The 16768-nt window shown below is 45.4% G+C and carries 18 protein-coding genes; all 18 read right to left on the reverse strand.

The genetic code is table 11. The features are described 5' to 3' along the window. Positions 1-4: 4 nt before the first annotated feature. The gene (gene gspK / locus FME95_RS02740; RefSeq protein ID WP_147712904.1) at positions 5-991 is read right to left on the reverse strand and encodes a type II secretion system minor pseudopilin GspK; all 987 of its coding nucleotides are present in this window, start codon (positions 989-991) and stop codon (positions 5-7) included. Then, complete coding sequence (gene gspJ / locus FME95_RS02745) at positions 991-1686, reverse strand: type II secretion system minor pseudopilin GspJ (RefSeq protein WP_147712905.1); 696 nt, start codon at positions 1684-1686, stop codon at positions 991-993. Before gspJ ends, gspK begins: the two co-directional genes overlap by 1 nt. Continuing rightward, entirely contained in the window at positions 1683-2069 is a 387-nt protein-coding gene (locus FME95_RS02750; RefSeq protein WP_147712906.1) for a prepilin-type N-terminal cleavage/methylation domain-containing protein, read from the reverse strand. Before FME95_RS02750 ends, gspJ begins: the two co-directional genes overlap by 4 nt. Further along, positions 2056-2607, reverse strand: a complete 552-nt coding sequence (locus tag FME95_RS02755) for a prepilin-type N-terminal cleavage/methylation domain-containing protein (protein ID WP_147712907.1) — start codon at positions 2605-2607, stop codon at positions 2056-2058. The genes FME95_RS02750 and FME95_RS02755 overlap by 14 nt, the downstream gene beginning before the upstream one ends. A gap of 11 nt (positions 2608-2618) precedes the next feature. Then, positions 2619-3050 carry a type II secretion system major pseudopilin GspG gene (gspG, locus tag FME95_RS02760; RefSeq protein ID WP_281289359.1) on the reverse strand — a complete coding sequence of 144 codons (432 nt, stop codon included), beginning with the start codon at positions 3048-3050 and terminating at the stop codon, positions 2619-2621. Positions 3051-3074: 24 nt separating this feature from the next. Continuing rightward, positions 3075-4286 (reverse strand): type II secretion system inner membrane protein GspF, encoded by a 1212-nt coding sequence (gene gspF / locus FME95_RS02765; RefSeq protein ID WP_147712909.1) that lies wholly within the window; start codon positions 4284-4286, stop codon positions 3075-3077. Positions 4287-4288: 2 nt separating this feature from the next. Beyond that, a complete protein-coding gene (gspE, locus tag FME95_RS02770) occupies positions 4289-5758 on the reverse strand; it encodes a type II secretion system ATPase GspE (RefSeq protein WP_147712910.1) in 1470 nt (489 codons plus the stop codon). An 83-nt stretch (positions 5759-5841) separates the two neighbouring features. Then, on the reverse strand, positions 5842-7998 hold the full coding sequence (locus FME95_RS02775) for a hybrid sensor histidine kinase/response regulator (protein WP_147712911.1): 2157 nt from the start codon (positions 7996-7998) through the stop codon (positions 5842-5844). 142 nt (positions 7999-8140) lie between these two features. Beyond that, positions 8141-8758, reverse strand: a complete 618-nt coding sequence (locus FME95_RS02780) for a TetR/AcrR family transcriptional regulator (protein ID WP_147712912.1) — start codon at positions 8756-8758, stop codon at positions 8141-8143. Between the two features lie 60 nt (positions 8759-8818). Then, positions 8819-9793, reverse strand: coding sequence for a DNA polymerase III subunit delta' (holB, locus tag FME95_RS02785; protein ID WP_187265421.1), 975 nt, complete (start codon positions 9791-9793; stop codon positions 8819-8821). Continuing rightward, positions 9786-10406 carry a dTMP kinase gene (tmk, locus tag FME95_RS02790; protein WP_147712914.1) on the reverse strand — a complete coding sequence of 207 codons (621 nt, stop codon included), beginning with the start codon at positions 10404-10406 and terminating at the stop codon, positions 9786-9788. The genes holB and tmk overlap by 8 nt, the downstream gene beginning before the upstream one ends. Continuing rightward, positions 10403-11446, reverse strand: coding sequence for an endolytic transglycosylase MltG (gene mltG, locus FME95_RS02795; protein ID WP_147712915.1), 1044 nt, complete (start codon positions 11444-11446; stop codon positions 10403-10405). The genes tmk and mltG overlap by 4 nt, the downstream gene beginning before the upstream one ends. Positions 11447-11458: 12 nt before the next feature. Beyond that, entirely contained in the window at positions 11459-12238 is a 780-nt protein-coding gene (gene pabC / locus FME95_RS02800) for an aminodeoxychorismate lyase (RefSeq protein WP_147712916.1), read from the reverse strand. A gap of 31 nt (positions 12239-12269) precedes the next feature. After that, positions 12270-13508 (reverse strand): beta-ketoacyl-ACP synthase II, encoded by a 1239-nt coding sequence (gene fabF / locus FME95_RS02805; protein ID WP_147712917.1) that lies wholly within the window; start codon positions 13506-13508, stop codon positions 12270-12272. Between the two features lie 94 nt (positions 13509-13602). Further along, entirely contained in the window at positions 13603-13839 is a 237-nt protein-coding gene (gene acpP, locus FME95_RS02810) for an acyl carrier protein (protein ID WP_132700472.1), read from the reverse strand. A gap of 124 nt (positions 13840-13963) precedes the next feature. After that, positions 13964-14704, reverse strand: coding sequence for a 3-oxoacyl-ACP reductase FabG (gene fabG / locus FME95_RS02815; protein ID WP_147712918.1), 741 nt, complete (start codon positions 14702-14704; stop codon positions 13964-13966). A gap of 5 nt (positions 14705-14709) precedes the next feature. Next, the gene (gene fabD / locus FME95_RS02820) at positions 14710-15639 is read right to left on the reverse strand and encodes an ACP S-malonyltransferase (protein ID WP_281289411.1); all 930 of its coding nucleotides are present in this window, start codon (positions 15637-15639) and stop codon (positions 14710-14712) included. A gap of 115 nt (positions 15640-15754) precedes the next feature. Beyond that, on the reverse strand, positions 15755-16768 hold the full coding sequence (locus tag FME95_RS02825) for a phosphate acyltransferase (RefSeq protein ID WP_147712920.1): 1014 nt from the start codon (positions 16766-16768) through the stop codon (positions 15755-15757).

Consider the following 16768-nt stretch of genomic DNA (forward strand, 5'->3'; position numbering starts at 1 on the left):
TGCTCTACTCTTCTTCTATCGGCAGTTCAGTATAGGTACCGATGTAAACGGGATCGTCTGCAATGGGGTTGGGTTCATTAAGAGACTGATTACGCCCAAAAACAGTCGCCTGACCACTGTCGTTGTCACGGTATAACAAAGTTGTACAGTTAAGTAAACGCGAGCCATACGAGGCTTCACTGTACAGTTCAAACCAAGAGGAACTGACCGACAATTGGTTTAGGTATTTGCTTGTATCATTGTTCTGCCGAAAGATACTTGCCGACAAAAAATCATCCACCGAGCTGAAGCCTTCTTCACCACGGCTCTCAACTAACCCTTCGGCTGAAGACTCATCAATAAAGGCAGCAATACTCTGAATAACTAACGCAGGAGCCGTATTAATATTTAATGAGCTATCTGCCGGTAACGCACTCAGATAAGGCGTTAATGTTTGGTATCCATCAAACGATACGGCTTTTAATAGCAGTAATTCCGATAAATCGGCCATTTCTCGCTTCGATGCCGCATAGGCAGGTTGCTCGTAAGCGTAACTTAACGATGAATCTGACTCTGAAGAAAACCAGTTATACAGCTCTTCGGCAATGTCCTCTTCAAGCTCAAGCAATAGCAATAATCGCTGCAGTGCTTTTAATGAGCTATCTCGATCTGGGCTACTCTGAGCTAACCAATTTACATTAAATCGTCCTTGTAAATCATGCAGCTGAGAGCTTAATAACCAACCAGGCGATGGTGGAAAGATACTGTTCGTGGTATTCCACAGTTCATAGAGGTGATCGGTTGTACTGTATTGGCTATCAACATAGAGGCCAACCATTGCAACATCTTCTGCGCTTTCAATGTAGCTTTGCGCCTGACTGACAAAGAGTTGTTGTGATACGCGTTCAATCTGAATGCGTTGCTCGTACTGCATTTTTGCCGCGACAATGATTAGTATCGCAAACACCAACATTACCTGTATCAATACAAAACCGCCTTGTTTCGTGCGCATTATTGAGCCTCGCTTGGCAATTCAATTGATGGCACTCGAAATAAGCGAGTGTGCTGTTGATTCTGTATGCCAGTGGTCAGCACCCATTCGACAGCCGTTGTTACGCCGGTTAATTGGCCGGTAGTTGCGTCGAGAACCGGTGGCTCAGTTTGATAATCGAACGATTGCGTTGCCGTGCTATAAACCCAAAAACGCCATTGCAATTCAGAAACAGGTCGCAGTAACAGTTGATTTGACCAATCTAATGAGCCGTCATCATCTAGATGCGCACGATAACTTCGCACTAAACAGTCTAAAACTTCGTCATCTTCAGGCTCTTGCCAAGGGCACTGCTCTGCGCCGTTTTCTACCAAGGTATAGCGTACACGCTGTAACGATGAACGCTCATAGCTCATTACCCGACTGGTCGCCCAACCATTACGGGTCAGCACTAATCCTTCATAGTCTAAAGTCAACGCTAATTGATACTCATCGAACGCATCTTTGACCGAGCGAGTTGGTGCGAGCTGTAAAAAGTCGCGTTCAATCACTGACATTGCACGGGCTAACTGACTTAGCTCTTCAGCGTGTACACCCAAATTATCACGGGTTGTGACGCTGCTGTTGAACAGACGAAGTGTTCCAAGCGCAATAATTGAGCCGATGGCAAGAGAAATAAGTAATTCAACCAGAGTTAAGCCCGTCTGCTGTTTCATAGGCTGATAACCTTACCCAGCGTTGCGCGTAAGGTATCAACATACTGCTGTTGACCAAGCACACGAGAGGACAATTCGACATGACGTAAATAGCTGCCGAGTAGCTCTGAGTCTTCAACCTGAACTTCGATATCAACCAACCAGGTTTGACCGTTATATTCATACTCACGATCGGTACTGCCTGAGCGAGGAAAACTTTCTGCTAAACGCATTTCGGTGAGCACATTTTGATTCACCCAGCGACCTTGCAATTGTTCATCCAACTGCCGCGCGGTACGTAGAGATTGAATGTTGGTCAAGGTAATTGTCGAAGCCAGCAGCGCAAAAATAAACAGCGCAATCATTAGCTCGACTAAGGTAAAGCCTCGGCTAGCGCGATACACGATTCAACTCCATTCGATTATAACCGTCGGCGGTTAACTCAATGAATTCATCCGTATAGCTCTGTTGGGAAATTCGAAATAGAAAAGAAGGCTGATATTCTTCGGATGCAAATAAAATAACGTGCGGTGTGATGGTTTCATGATCAGAAACCGCATTGCGTAACGACTGCCAATTATTGGATTCAATATCCAGCAGTAATTCAAATTCGAGCGACTCGATGTCATGGCCGTAAGAAAGTTGATCGACAACTTGCCAAACAATGGCAGCCTCACCAGCTGATCGATCGCCCTGCCGCCAGGTGAGGCTGATTATTTCAGACTGCAAAAAATACAGGCCTAAGTCTTCGTGGCTCATCAATGACTGCTCTTGCTGCTGTGTAAACCAATGCTGGAACTGCTGGGCGATCTTTTCAGCCTGATCTAATGGGTCTGACTGCGGTACGATAAGCCGAACAGTCGCTGCGCCGATGGCGATGATTAACACCACCATCATTAATTCAATCAGCGTAAAGCCAGTCTGTGGCGCAGTTCTTTTCATACCGATTAAGCTTATAAATCGGAAGAAGAAATATCGGCGTTCACACCTTCGCCGCCAGCGCTATTGTCGGCACCGTAAGAGATGATTTCAGGTACACCAGACTCATTAATGTAGCCGTATTCATAATCCCATGGATCCATCGGTGTTTTTGGCAAATAAGGACCACGCCAATTTCTAGCCTCAGGTGAACCACTCGGCTGGCTGACTAATGCTTCTAAGCCCTGATCCGTTGAAGGGTATGCCGAGTTGTGTAGACGATACATCTCAAGTGCCTGAGAAATGGTTTTAATGTCTGTCTGTGCTGCTGTCACTCGAGCCTCATCGCCGCGGCCGACGACATTAGGTACAACTAATCCCATAATGATGCCGAGAATAACCAATACCACCATCAGCTCAATCAGCGTAAAACCACGTTGTTTTGTTGTACTGTTTTTATCTATCACTGAAATATCCATCCTTACCTTTTCTTAACCTGCCATAGAGTTCATTTGCATAATAGGCAATACAATCGCTAATACGATCAACAATACAATTGCCCCCATGATTAAAATCATCAACGGTTCAAATAAACCTAAAACCGTTGAAATCAAATCCTGTACCGAACGCTCTTCTGCATCCGCTGTCTTCTGTAACATGCTGTCTAATTCGCCACTGGCTTCACCGCTGGCAATCATATGCAGCATCATCGGCCTAAAATAACCGGCTTCTGAAAGCGCTTTATATAAAGATTGCCCTTCACTGACCATAATCGCGGCAGCTGCCACCTTTTGTTGAATCGCTAAATTAGAAATAACTTGCGTCGCAATACGCATCGCTTCAACTAATGGCACGCCACTCGATGACAGCATGGCTACCGTGCCAATGAATCGTGCGGTATTAAAACCCAAACTGACTCGTCGTATCAGTGGTAATTTCAAGTAGAGCCGATGGGTTTTAATGCGACGTTCAGGTTTACGGTTAAACTGTACTGCCGCCGCAATTATAAGCACGATGGCAAACAGAATTAGCCCCCAATAACGTTCGGTAAAAGCACTGACAGCGAGTAATACTCGTGTTGGCGTGGGTAAATCCTGACCCGTTGAAACGAAGACGCCGACAATATCCGGCACTACTGAGTTCAATAAGAACGCCACAATGGAGAGCGCGACCAGAGTTAAAATAACCGGATAAATACTGGCCATTTGAATTTGTTTTTGGATACGCTGTTGCTCTTCCATATAGTCCGCTAAACGGTTCATTACCTGATCTAAATGGCCGCTGTGCTCACCAGCGTTAACCGTTGCTTGATACAGTGTGGAGAAAGAACGTGGGTATTCTTTTATTGCAGCTGCCAAGCTGTAGCCTTCTAACACTTTGGCGCGGACACTTAATATAAGCGAACGAGTTCTGTTTTTTTCAGACTGCTCTGCCACTGCCTTGAGGCATTCTTCAAGCGGCATTCCGGAACTTACCAATGTCGCCAATTGACGCGTCACCAATGCTAATTCCGATACCGAAAGTTTGGGTGTAAACAGAGTGAGTAATGGCTGCCGATTACGTTTTTGGCTAATGTGCACCTGCTCAACCAACCAACCCTTCTCTCGCAGTTGCTGACGAACTTGACGTGCACTGTCGCCTTCTAATATGCCTTTTTGCTTTTTACCAGAGGCATCTAAAGCGACAAATTCAAACGCAGCCATGATCAGTAACTCCGATTAACACGTAACACCTCTTCGATGGTAGTGAGGCCCTGCAGGATTTTACTTTTACCATCGTCGATAATTGAATGCGCATGCTGACGCGCATAGTTTTCTAATTCAATGTCGCCAGCTTGGCTTTGAATAAGCTGACGCAAGGTATCATCAATTTGAATTAATTCATAAACGCCGATACGGCCTCGAAAACCACTGCCTTTACATTCTGAACAACCAACCGCTTTATAAATAGGCTGTTGGTTATGCTCTGCTAAATCCAAAAAAGTACGCTCGCTTTCATCCGGTAAATGCGCCATCTTGCAGTCTGGGCATAGAGTTCGCACCAGCCGTTGAGACACCAGACCAATTAGACTGGAAGCCAATAAGAAAGGTTCAATCCCCATATCTTGCAATCGCGTCACCGCACCGACGGCAGAGTTAGTATGCAGCGTACTCAACACGAGGTGACCTGTTAAACTGGCTTGCACGGCAATTTCTGCCGTTTCGCTATCACGAATTTCACCGATCATAACGACATCAGGATCCTGTCGTAAAATTGCTCGCAAGCCTCGAGCAAAGGTCATATCAACCTTGCTATTAACCTGAGTCTGGCCGATACCTGGCAAGCCATATTCAATCGGGTCTTCAACCGTCATGATGTTCCGAATATGACTATTCAGCGATTGCAAAGCAGCATAAAGGCTGGTGGTTTTACCTGAGCCTGTTGGGCCGGTGACCAAAATAATGCCATGCGGCCGAGAAATTAGATTTTCAAACTTAGTTAAATCGGCACTCGCCAACCCTAGGTGAGCTAAGTCCAGTCGGCCAGCCTTTTTATCAAGCAAGCGCAATACAATCCGTTCGCCATGATTTGCTGGAATAGTCGAGACACGTAAATCTACTTCACGACCGGCTACACGCAGTGAGATACGACCATCTTGCGGCAAACGTTTTTCAGCAATGTCTAACTTTGACATGACCTTAATACGGGAAATTAATAATGGCGCCAACGCACGCTTAGGTTGTACCACTTCACGCAACACGCCATCGACACGAAAGCGAATTGACAGCCGTTTTTCAAAGGTTTCGATATGAATGTCGGAAGCGTTTTCGCGCACCGCTTCCGTTAAGATCGCATTAATTAAACGAATGATCGGAGCGTCATCAACCTGATCCATGAGGTCGGTCGTTTCCGGTAAAGCATCAGCGAGACTGGATAGATCCATGTTGTCGCCTAAACCTTCAACCATTTGCATGGTCTCTTCTGAGTCGACCTGATAAGCACGATTAAGGGCATCCGAAAAATCACTGTCACTGACTAACGCTAGCGGCAAGACTGTGGCAATAAAACGTTGTGTTTCTTGGATAGCCATTAAATCAGCATCGGCTCGATACAAAATTCGAGCACCGTCAGGACCGTCACTGTCGACGATAACACCCTGACGTTTTGCGAATGAAAAAGGCACCTGCTGATCCATACTTTTACCTAACTGACTATTTTAACTCATTAAAAAACATTAACTTCTGCAATACGATCGAGAACAAACGATGATTGGGTTTGCTAACCTACCCATCGCTGAATCAATTGCACCACATCATCTAACTGCAGAGGTTTAATTAAGAAATCATCGACACCTGCGGTGAGGCTTTCACGCTCAAATTCAGGGTCCTGCTCGGCAGACATCATGATAATGGGGACATGCAGCCCGGTTGACTGTTCCGTCTGGCGAATCACCTGCGTTGTCTCTAAGGCGTTCCGCATTGGCATTTCGCTATCCATTAAAATTAAATCATAATTTGTTTTTTGCATCATTTCTGTGACTTCAATGCCATTGGTACAGGTGTCTACTTCGGCACCAACCTGATCGAGAAGTTTCAAAATTACTTTTTGGCTTAATAAATTATTATCAGCCACTAAGATTTTGGTGTCAGTGAAATGGAACTGAACCTGTTGATCGGCAGCACCCTGCTTATCGTTTGCATCTCGCAATGCCGATAATAACTGATCGCGTGCCACGGGTTTTTCAACAAAAATAAACTCGACACTGAGTTCGTCTAGTAATTTATGTTGCAGCTCAGATGCATATAAAACGTAACGCGCTTGAGCGCTAAAGCTTGCCTGCAAACTATTAATTTTTTTCAGCTGTTTACGTGCTTTTTTGTCATCAACCGGAACATTGATAAACACAAAATCACTTTCAATAGCGTCACTCTGTTGCAGCAAGTCATCAATTTTCCAAACCGAAATATTCATACCCCAGCTTTCAAATTCAGCGGCCAGGGAGCGACGATTTTGCGGGCTTAGATCAATAAGCACAATGGACTTACCCGCCATATACTTACTGGGTTTAAATGAGCTTGCTTGTTGGCTGGTTGTTTTGATCGGTAACTGTACTGAAATTTTATGCAGCTCACCTTTCGACTCGGCATCCAGCGTTGCGCCCATTGCTTTAAACTGAGCACTGGCGATCATTAGCGTGAGCTGCTCAACAACGTCTTCATCTTCTGGTAATTCACCCAACTGACGTTCGATAACACTAAGCAGTTCGGCGTTACTAATTTGGCTATTTTCAAAATAAAAAGTCAGCAGCAAAGCGTCTTCATCGTGCTTACTGATCGAATTAATTTTAACCGTGATCTCACCCTGCGTTGCCATATCAATGGTGAAGTCAATCATCCTGCGGAACGCGTTAGTCAGCCAAATAGGGTCGGACTCAATACGCTCTGGCACTTCAGGATGGTAAAGATAAGACAGCTCTCTGCCCTTTTCGTGAGCTTTGCCACCCATTTCTGATAACGCAGTTTCTAGCGTTTTACGTAAATTGAACACACTAGAATCTGGTGCTTTGCGATCGCGCTGATCAAGAAACGCCTCTAAGTCTTTGATCAGATCAAGCATGGAATAACCAGAGCGTTTAGCAATGCGTAACATACCTTGGTTTTCAACATCATTATCATCGACAGAGAGCGTACCAAGCACACCAATCAAACTGCCTAATGGATTTTTTAATCGATTTAATAGCTGCCGAATAAAACGTCGGTTAGACGTTATGCGAATGCTGTTGGCTTCACGAGCCTGCTCAAACGCAGACAAACGTAATTTATATTCATGGTTTCTAGCCAAAAAGGTCCAGATAAGTTCAGCCATACGAGAGCCAGTACCGACCAAATAGAAGTAGGCCATAATAATGCCCGCACCAACGGCGGTAGAGGCCGCGGAGGTCTGGATAAAGGTAAAATAGAAAAATAACGGGCCAAGAAGAATGGCCAGAAAATAGCGCACTGCATTACCATACAACGAATACACAAAGGTACCGCCCGTAGCGATGGCAGAAGTATAGAGAATGCCTAATAGCATCATCGGCTCTTCTGGTAGCGTTGCTAGCCGATAAACAATATAGCTAGACCAAGTGCCGGCATGCATAAAGCCGGAGACAATAAAAACTTCACGCCAATGTCCTGGGCCTTTAGCGTATAGGCTTTCAAACTGGGTTATGAGTATGAAACGCCAAGCGGCCATAATAAACAGAAGCAAGCCGAAGAAATAAACAATATTCGGGGCATCTTCGCTCTGTAGTAAGTGCCACTCAATGATGACGTACAGCACAAAGTGCATCAACGCACTGGGCAAACCTTGCCTGCTCAATGTTTGATCAATCTTCTTTAAGATCGCGCGATCTTTTTGTGCCTTGAATTTAGGCTTAAAAAACAGACCCATATTGCCGCCGTGTTATCGGTATAGAAAGCTGGCTACTATACGCTTAAGTTGCTATCGACCCAAGCAAACAGTACATACCATTGGGCATTATGGATCAATCAAATAGACTTTTAATACTAAGGTATAGTTTATTGTTAATTTGCTAGCTGCCGCCCTTCTCTAAATTAATACTGGTTAGGTTTTGCAGTGCTTTGAGCAAAAACTGAGTAAACGCCCGCCGATCTTGAACCAGATTATAAAAGCGGTCGGTTTCTGCAATACTGCAGAATCCACGCGCCATTGCCCACACCAATGCATAATAGGCGTAAGCATCCTCACGGTCGGCTGATAGAGGTAAATGACTGGCGACCACCTCGGTGAACTCCGAGATATGCTGCTGGTTTAAAGCTTTCCAATTCAGATAGCGTTCGCATCTATTATTGCTTTCGTCGAGTTCAACTTCTATCTCGATTAACAAGCGAAATTTTTCGATGTCTTCAATACGGAACAACAAGAAGTCTTCCAACAGCTTAGAAAGGCTTTCACGTTTACGCATATCCGAAATTCGCGAACCGAAGTCCTGCTCATTTTCTAACAAGATTGCGGCGTAAAGGTCCTGCTTGTTTTCAAAGTGCTTATAGAATTGGGCTTTGCTGAAGCCAGTTGATTTTATCAGGTGAGCAATACTGGTTCGGCTGGGGCCGTTGATCATGAATATCTTTACAGAGGATTGAACCACAGCTCGCTCAATCGCCGACGGTTCATGAATAATACGCGCCATAGCCAATATCCTTAACTCTTGCGATGTGGGCTCGCAACTGATTAATGACAGGTTAAACAATCAGGATTGGATCGACAACCACTGACTGGCGATTCCTTCTGCCATCATCTGAGGGTTTAAATTTGCCTGCCGACTGATCGCGGATAACTTATTAACCAGATAATCACGCAAAGCAAACAGCCGAGAGGCATCTTGCTTGACTAACGATTCAATGACAGTCGTGCTGATACCGGTATAGCTTAATGAGCTTTGCTGCTGCGCCCGTATTGCCGTATCAAGCCACAACATCATTTGCCGGATCAACGCCGCCATGTCTTGACCTGAAATGTATCGGCTCAGCTCCATAAACTGCTTTTCCGTCGCCAACTTTGCTTCTGTTTCTTGCCAGCGTTGCACATCTTGTTCGGTTAGTTTTGCAGCAAGCATTGGGTGACCATTGGTAATGGCCAGAGCCAATTCGGGCAAGTTTTGATAACCCTGTTGCTGCAAAAATGCCGCTGCCTGAGCTTCTGTTGGTCGCGCTAATGTTTGGATTCGACATCGAGACCTCAATGTCGGTAGCAACCGGCTCAGTTCGTGAGTGGCTAAAAATATGTAGGTGTTCGCCGCTGGCTCTTCTAATATTTTGAGTAACGCATTGGCGGCACTTAGATTCATGCATTCGGCCGACTCTATACGAACCACCTTATTGCCGCCCTGTTGTGCAGTGCCAGTAACCTTTTGCACTATGCTGCGAATAGCATCGACTTTAATGGTTTGGCTTTTACCTTCTGGCTCGATACGAACATAATCAGGGTGGTGCTTAGTTGCAAAAAGCTTGCAAGACTTACATTCGCCACAAGCCTGATTAGCCTGCAATTGCGTGCAAAATAATGCCTCTATTATTTTATCCGTTAAAACTTCGCGGCCATCACCTGCATGCCCAACCAATAAAATTCCGTGCGGCAAACGGCCCTGACGATACTGAGTTAACAGCTTATCTTGGTCAGCGGTAAGCCAAATTGGGACAGTTTGAACGTCAGTGGCACTATGCAAAATGAAGCTCCAATGCTGCAATTAATTCGCGCGATACCTGATCAACATCGTTGTTGGCATTGATGCGTAAAAACCGCTGAGGTTGTTTTTCGGCGCGGCTGGCGTAAGCATCACGACAACGATTAAAGAACGCCATGTCTTCTTGTTCAATCCGATCCAGTGCACCTCGATTACTGGCTCGGCTTAAACCTACTTCTGCATCACAGTCGAACCAAATAGTCAGATCCGGCTGAAAGCCTTCAAGAACGGTATTTTCCAATTGCTGAATCAATTCTGCAGCTAACATCCTGCCGCCACCCTGATAGGCATAGGTCGCATCGGTAAAGCGATCACTCAACACCCACTTGCCTGCCGCAAGCGATGGTTTAATCAGCGTTTCAACGTGCTGTTTACGAGCCGCAAAAACCAGCAACAGTTCAGCAATTGGATCGATCTCTTCTTCGTGCGTCGCCAATACTAATTCACGAATAGCTTCAGCCACCGGTGTACCGCCGGGCTCTCGGGTTCTCACTAACTCAACGCCGCGCTCGGTTAGCCAATTCATTAATACAGCGGCTTGCGTGGTTTTGCCAGCTCCTTCTAGCCCCTCAATAGAAATAAAAAGTGGCTTCACTCTGCTGTTGCCTCTTGCGCCGGAGCGGATTGATAGTCTTCGCGACGGCCAAAACGCTGATACTGCCTTACCGCAGCATTATGTTCTTTTAACGTACTGGAAAAATAATGCGTGCCGTCACCCTTGGCAACAAAGAAAATAGACTCGCCATCGGCTGGGTTCAAGGCTGCCCAGATAGCTTCTCGTCCTGGGTTAGCGATTGGCGTTGGCGGCAAACCACCACGAGTGTAAGTATTGTACGGCGTATCGGTACGTAAGTGTCTGCGGGTAATATTGCCATCAAAATCAGCACCCAATCCGTAAATAACCGTAGGGTCTGTTTGCAAGCGCATGCGGCGCTCTAAACGGCGCGTAAAAACGCCAGCAATCTCTGGCCGCTCAAACGCAGCTCCGGTTTCTTTTTCAACAATAGATGCCAAAATCAAAGCTTCATAAGGCGTGCTGACCGCTGTTTTTTCTGATCGCTCAGCCCAAAGTTGATCAAGCTGCGTCTGCATACGCGAATAGGCTAAGCGTAAAATATCGATATCACGCGTACCCGATTCAAACAAATAGGTATCAGGGAATAGCCAACCTTCTAAGTTTTCTAATTCTGGGTCAACTTGTAATGCAATCTGTTCAAGGCTGAGGCCATCAAGTGTTTGAGTTAAATAGCTGTTTGCACGAATAACGACTAGATAATCAGTGACCGTCTTACCTTCGATAAAGCGCACCGAGCGCAGTATCTTTTCGCCACGAACAAATTGCTCAATGATTTCATCGACTGTCATCTGACTCGACAGTTCATACTCACCGCTTTGGATATTCGTTTTACCTTGAAAGCGCAACCAGAGTTCGTGCACACGCGGGTAAGCAACCCAGCCCTGATTAGAAAAATCGTTCAGTACTCTTTTTAATGAAGAGCCTTTTGCCACTGTGTAATGCTGTGTTTCTGTAGAGAAATTAATTGGCTTATTTAATTCTCGCAGTACAAGGCTTGCACTGATTAAAGCCACAGTAAGGAACAGGACAATGGCACTGACTATAATTTTTTTGATCACAAAATTTTCACTTTATTCTGAAGTTAGATCGGAGCATACCAGCAATGCACGACCCTGAAGTTCAGAGATCGGTACAATGCCTATAAGGCTGTTGGTTATAAAAGCGGACTCGATATCATCGAGAACGGCAACGTCAATGTCACGTTCTTCTATGTCGTATCGCTGCATTAACGACTGTTTATAGATACCCTCGACACCGGCCTTTTTCAATAAAGGCGTTTGCCATTTACCGTGGATTTTAAAAAACACATTGGTCATCGTACCCTGAATGATATGTTGTTTTGCATCCAGCATCAGCACTTCATCTGCACCCAACTGTCTTGCAGTCTGCCGGGCTAATACCGAGTCGAGGCGATTCAAATGTTTAAGGCCCACTAAGGCTGTACTTTCGGTCACAGGAATATCAGACACCATAACGCAGGCGCCCTGCTCTGCCCAAGCAGGCTTTGAGTAGTCTGAGAGTTGAATCACAGTGTCAGATAGTTGCTCAGTTGGTACAAAATCGTAACCACGACCAGCACTTTGGCGCAGCACCATAACTTTGAGTACATGAGGAGACTGTAGATTTTTACACAGGTGGGTAAGGCTATCGTGCAACTCAGCAAGCTGAGCTTCAGAGTAATTAAGCTGTAGCCGCTTAATACCACGTGCAAGGCGTTCTAAATGTTGGCTGAGAAAATGGGGCCCCTGCTGATCAACGTAAATCGTTTCAAAGAGGCCATCACCGTAAGCTAAGGCACGATGAGAAACAGGCAAGGTGCCTGCTTCTCCATTAAGTAGACTAATATTCATGCAAATAAGGTCTTAGACAAAGATATGTCGATTATACCTTACTAAAAATCAAAGAACCGTTAGTACCACCAAAACCGAAAGAATTACTTAACACATGCGTTAAGGCCATCTGTCGAGCTGTATTAGGTACATAATCTAGATCGCAAGCAGGGTCTACATTATCAAGGTTGATGGTTGCTGGAACCACTTGATCTTGCAATGCTAAAACGCTGAACAAGGCTTCAATCGCACCTGCAGCGCCTAACAAATGGCCAGTCATCGATTTTGTAGAGCTGATAACGATTTTGTCGTACTCCGCTCCGTAGATCGATTTAGCGGCTTGTGATTCTGCAACATCGCCTGCCAACGTTGAGGTACCGTGGGCGTTAATATAGTTAACATCGGTAGCGTTTAAACCTGCATCATTTAATGCATTTTGCATCGATGCAGCCGCTCCGGCACCGTTTTCTGACGGTGATGTCATGTGGTAAGCGTCACCGCTCATACCAAAACCAGTCACTTCGGCATAAATAGTCGCGCCACGCGCTTTGGCGTGTTCGTATTCTTCCAGAATCAACACTGCAGCCCCGTCACCTAGAACAAAACCATCACGGTCTTTATCCCAAGGTCGTGACGCCGCTTCATGGTCATCATTACGTGTTGACAGCGCACGAGCAGCACCAAAGCCACCCATACCCAACATACCAGAAGACATTTCAGCACCGCCGGTTACCATCACATCGGCATCACCATAAGCAATGGTACGTGCAGAGTATCCGATATTGTGAGTGCCGGTAGTACAAGCAGTAGTAATGGCTATATTCGGGCCTTTAAAGCCGTATTCGATCGAGACATTACCAGAAATCATATTAATGATGGCTGCAGGCACAAAAAATGGAGAAATACGACGTGGACCAGAACGCATCATGGCCGAGTAGTTTTTCTCGATGGTATCTAAACCACCAATGCCTGAACCAATAGCGACACCGATGCGCGATGCGTTTTCTTCGGTCGCCTCAATACCAGAATCTTTGATTGCCTGTACCGCAGCGGCATAGCCGTACTGGATAAAGCCATCCATCTTCTTAGTATCTTTAGGATTCATGTAGTCAGCGGCATCAAAGCCTTTCACTTGTGCAGCAAACTTAGTTGTGAATTTCTCAGTATCGAAGTTTTCGATGAGATTGACACCGCTCTTGCCTGCTAAAATGCCTTCCCATGTGGTCGCTACGCTATTGCCTAACGGACTAATACAACCTAAGCCGGTGACAACCACTCTTCTCTTAGACATATAAAACCTCCATACCAAAAATCTGTAACTTATAGAACGCAAAAAGCCGCATTGTCTAATGAAAGCAATACGGCTTTTAAAAGGTGCTTATCGATTAGGCTAAATGCGTGTTGATATAATCGATAGCGTTTTGAACAGTTTGTAACTTCTCAGACTCTTCATCCGGAATCTCAGTTTCGAACTCTTCTTCAAGAGCCATAACCAAGTTAACCGTATCCAAAGAATCGGCACCTAGATCATCAATGAAAGATGCTTGTGCGGTTACGTCTTCTTCTTTTGCGCCTAACTGTTCACAAACAATTTTCTTAACGCGATCTTCAATGCTGCTCATAATGAGACTCCTTTAAAAGTTTTTAGCACTGTCTTAAAAAATGTGCGGGTAGTTTATATAAACGGTATTCCATTGGGCAAGTGAAAAGACTATTAACCTTAGGGAATTAGCCAATCTAAGGTTTTTAGCCCATATACATGCCGCCATTGACATGAATTGTCTCACCAGAAATATAAGATGCGCCGTCACTGGCTAAAAATAGCGCAGCGTGTGCAATCTCTTCTGGCTGTCCTAATCGGTTCAATGGTATTTGCTTCATCAGCGTTTCTTTGACGTCTTCTGGTAAATCGTGAGTCATGTCAGTCTGTATAAAGCCCGGTGCAATGCTGTTAACCGTAATATTACGGCTACCAATTTCACGTGCAAGAGAGCGAGTAAAGCCCTCTACGCCAGCTTTAGCAGCGCAGTAGTTTGCTTGCCCTGCGTTACCCATAGAACCAACCACTGAAGAAATATTAATGATTCGGCCGACTCTGGCCTTCATCATTGATTTAATCACTGCTTTGCTCATGGCAAATACAGACGTCAAGTTAGTATCGATTACCGACTGCCACTCGTCGTCTTTCATCCTCATAAAGAGGTTATCTTTAGTAATGCCTGCATTATTGACCAATACAGCAATATCACCAAATTCTTGCTTAATTTCTGCCATTACAGTGGCGATAGAATCAGCGTCGGTTACATTTAAGCAATAACCCTTGCCTGTAAAGCCCTTTTCTTGAAAACGAGCTGTAATTTTTTCAGCACCAGCATCACTGGTCGCTGTGCCTAGCACCGTATGACCCTGCGCGCCAAACGCATCGGCGATCGCAGCACCAATACCACGGCTTGCGCCTGTGACTAAAACAATTTTTGAATCTTCCATTTCGCTTACCCTAACCTTTGTTGAAATGATGATAAATCGCCTAACACTGTGTGCGTTAACTCTTTGGCAATTCTCTTATTCAGGCCAGTCAGAACCTTACCTGGACCGCATTCTAAAATTTCAGTTGCACCGGCTGAGACAATGTACTCAATCGAGCCTGTCCACAGCACTGGCTGATAAAGCTGCTCAAGCAAGTTGGCCTTGATTTCACTCACATCAGTCACCGCTTTTGCCGTTCGGTTTTGAACAATTGGAGCACTCGGAGTATTGAACTGAATAGCATCAAATTCACTCGCCAACTTATCAGCCGCAGGCTTCATCAAGGCGCAGTGAGAAGGCACGCTAACCGCTAGCGGCATCGCTCTTTTAGCCCCCATCTCTTTGAGTACCAGCATTGCACGCTCAACCGCGGCTTTCTCACCGGCAATAACCACTTGGCCTGGCGTATTGAAGTTTACTGCAGAAACCACAGCACCTTCGCTGGCTTTAGCACAACCTTCGACAACCTGCTCATCACTCAAACCTAGAATCGCCGCCATCATACCTTCACCAGCAGGCACTGCTTGCTGCATGAGCTGACCACGTAACTCTACAAGTTTTAGCGCATCAGCAAAGCCTAGCGCACCGCTGGCAACCAAAGCGCTGTATTCACCTAGACTATGACCGGCAAACAGCGCAGGCGTTTGCTCCATCTGTTGACACCAAACCTGATAAAGCGCGGTACTGGCAGTCACTAACGCTGGCTGAGTTTTTTCAGTTTTATTTAACTCTTCTGCTGGGCCATCAAGAATCAGCGACTTCATATCATAGCCTAAGGCATCAGAAGCCTCAGCAAAGACGTCTGACACTTTTGGAAAGGCGTCTAAAAATTCAGACAGCATTCCAACCTGTTGCGAGCCCTGACCGGGAAACACAAATGCTAGTTTGCTCATAATATATTCTCGTAAGTAGTAAAATTTTTGCGGATTATGGAGTGATCTTCAGCAAGATCATAGTTTTAAGCCGTTAAAACATTTATGAACGGCAGGCACGTAATGAAAACACCACGCACTATCCAGTTATCACACCCTTTTGATCGTTGGCGACCTGATCTAATTTTTGTTGAATCGCAACCACACTTTGCTGCTGACACAGCGCCAAGGCTTTAACCAACGCACTGTTAAAAGCTTTACTTCTGGCATTACCGTGACTTTTAACCACGGCTAAATCACTGCCGGCAACAACAGCGCCATTGTAATTAGCAGGATCTAATGGCTTCAAAGCGGCCTTCATTTGTTTTTTAAACCACAGACCTAAAAATTTATTTAAATAATTCTGATTCAATCGATCGCTCAATAACTGACTGGATAATGCCATGCTGCCTTCCGCCGACTTAATAACGTGGTTACCAGAAAAGCCATCACAAATCACAATATCGTAATCGCCAGAATAAATATCACAGGCCTCAACATAGCCTTTAAAGTCGATATCTTTCCAATTAGCAAGTTGCTCTGCAGCTCGCTGAAGCTCAATTGGCCCCTTAAAGGCTTCCACGCCAACATTAAGCAATGCGAGCGACGGCTTCTGCTTAATCGCTGAGGCTAAACTGGTGCCGATGGCTGAAAACGCCAACAATTGAGCTGTTTTTGCTGTGTAAGAGGCACCCAAATCCAACATTAAACAGGGCTCTTTGACCGTTGGAATTGCCGACACCAGTGCCGGTCTTTTCAAAAATGGATGCACCTGACCGTACTTGGTCGTCAGAACCAGCAACACACCCGTATGCTCAGCCGAAACCAAGACATCGGCCTGCCCCTGCTTAACCAACTCAAAACAACTTTCTATTGAGCTATTTGCTTGTCGCTTTAATAAGCGCGCAGGACGTTTTGCCGCATCACCTAAGGCTGGTTTATCTAACCAATCGATATTCGAGGGACAATGTTGAACAACAGAACGAAATTGTTTTAGATCACCAACCAATATGCCCTGATGGCTTGGCTGCTCTCTAAAAAATTGAAAACAGGCGGGAATTAATAAGGAGGGGCCGAAATCCCCTCCATGAAGATCAATGGCAACGGTTGCCAT

The sequence above is a fragment of the Reinekea thalattae genome, from assembly GCF_008041945.1.
Taxonomy (GTDB): domain Bacteria; phylum Pseudomonadota; class Gammaproteobacteria; order Pseudomonadales; family Natronospirillaceae; genus Reinekea; species Reinekea thalattae.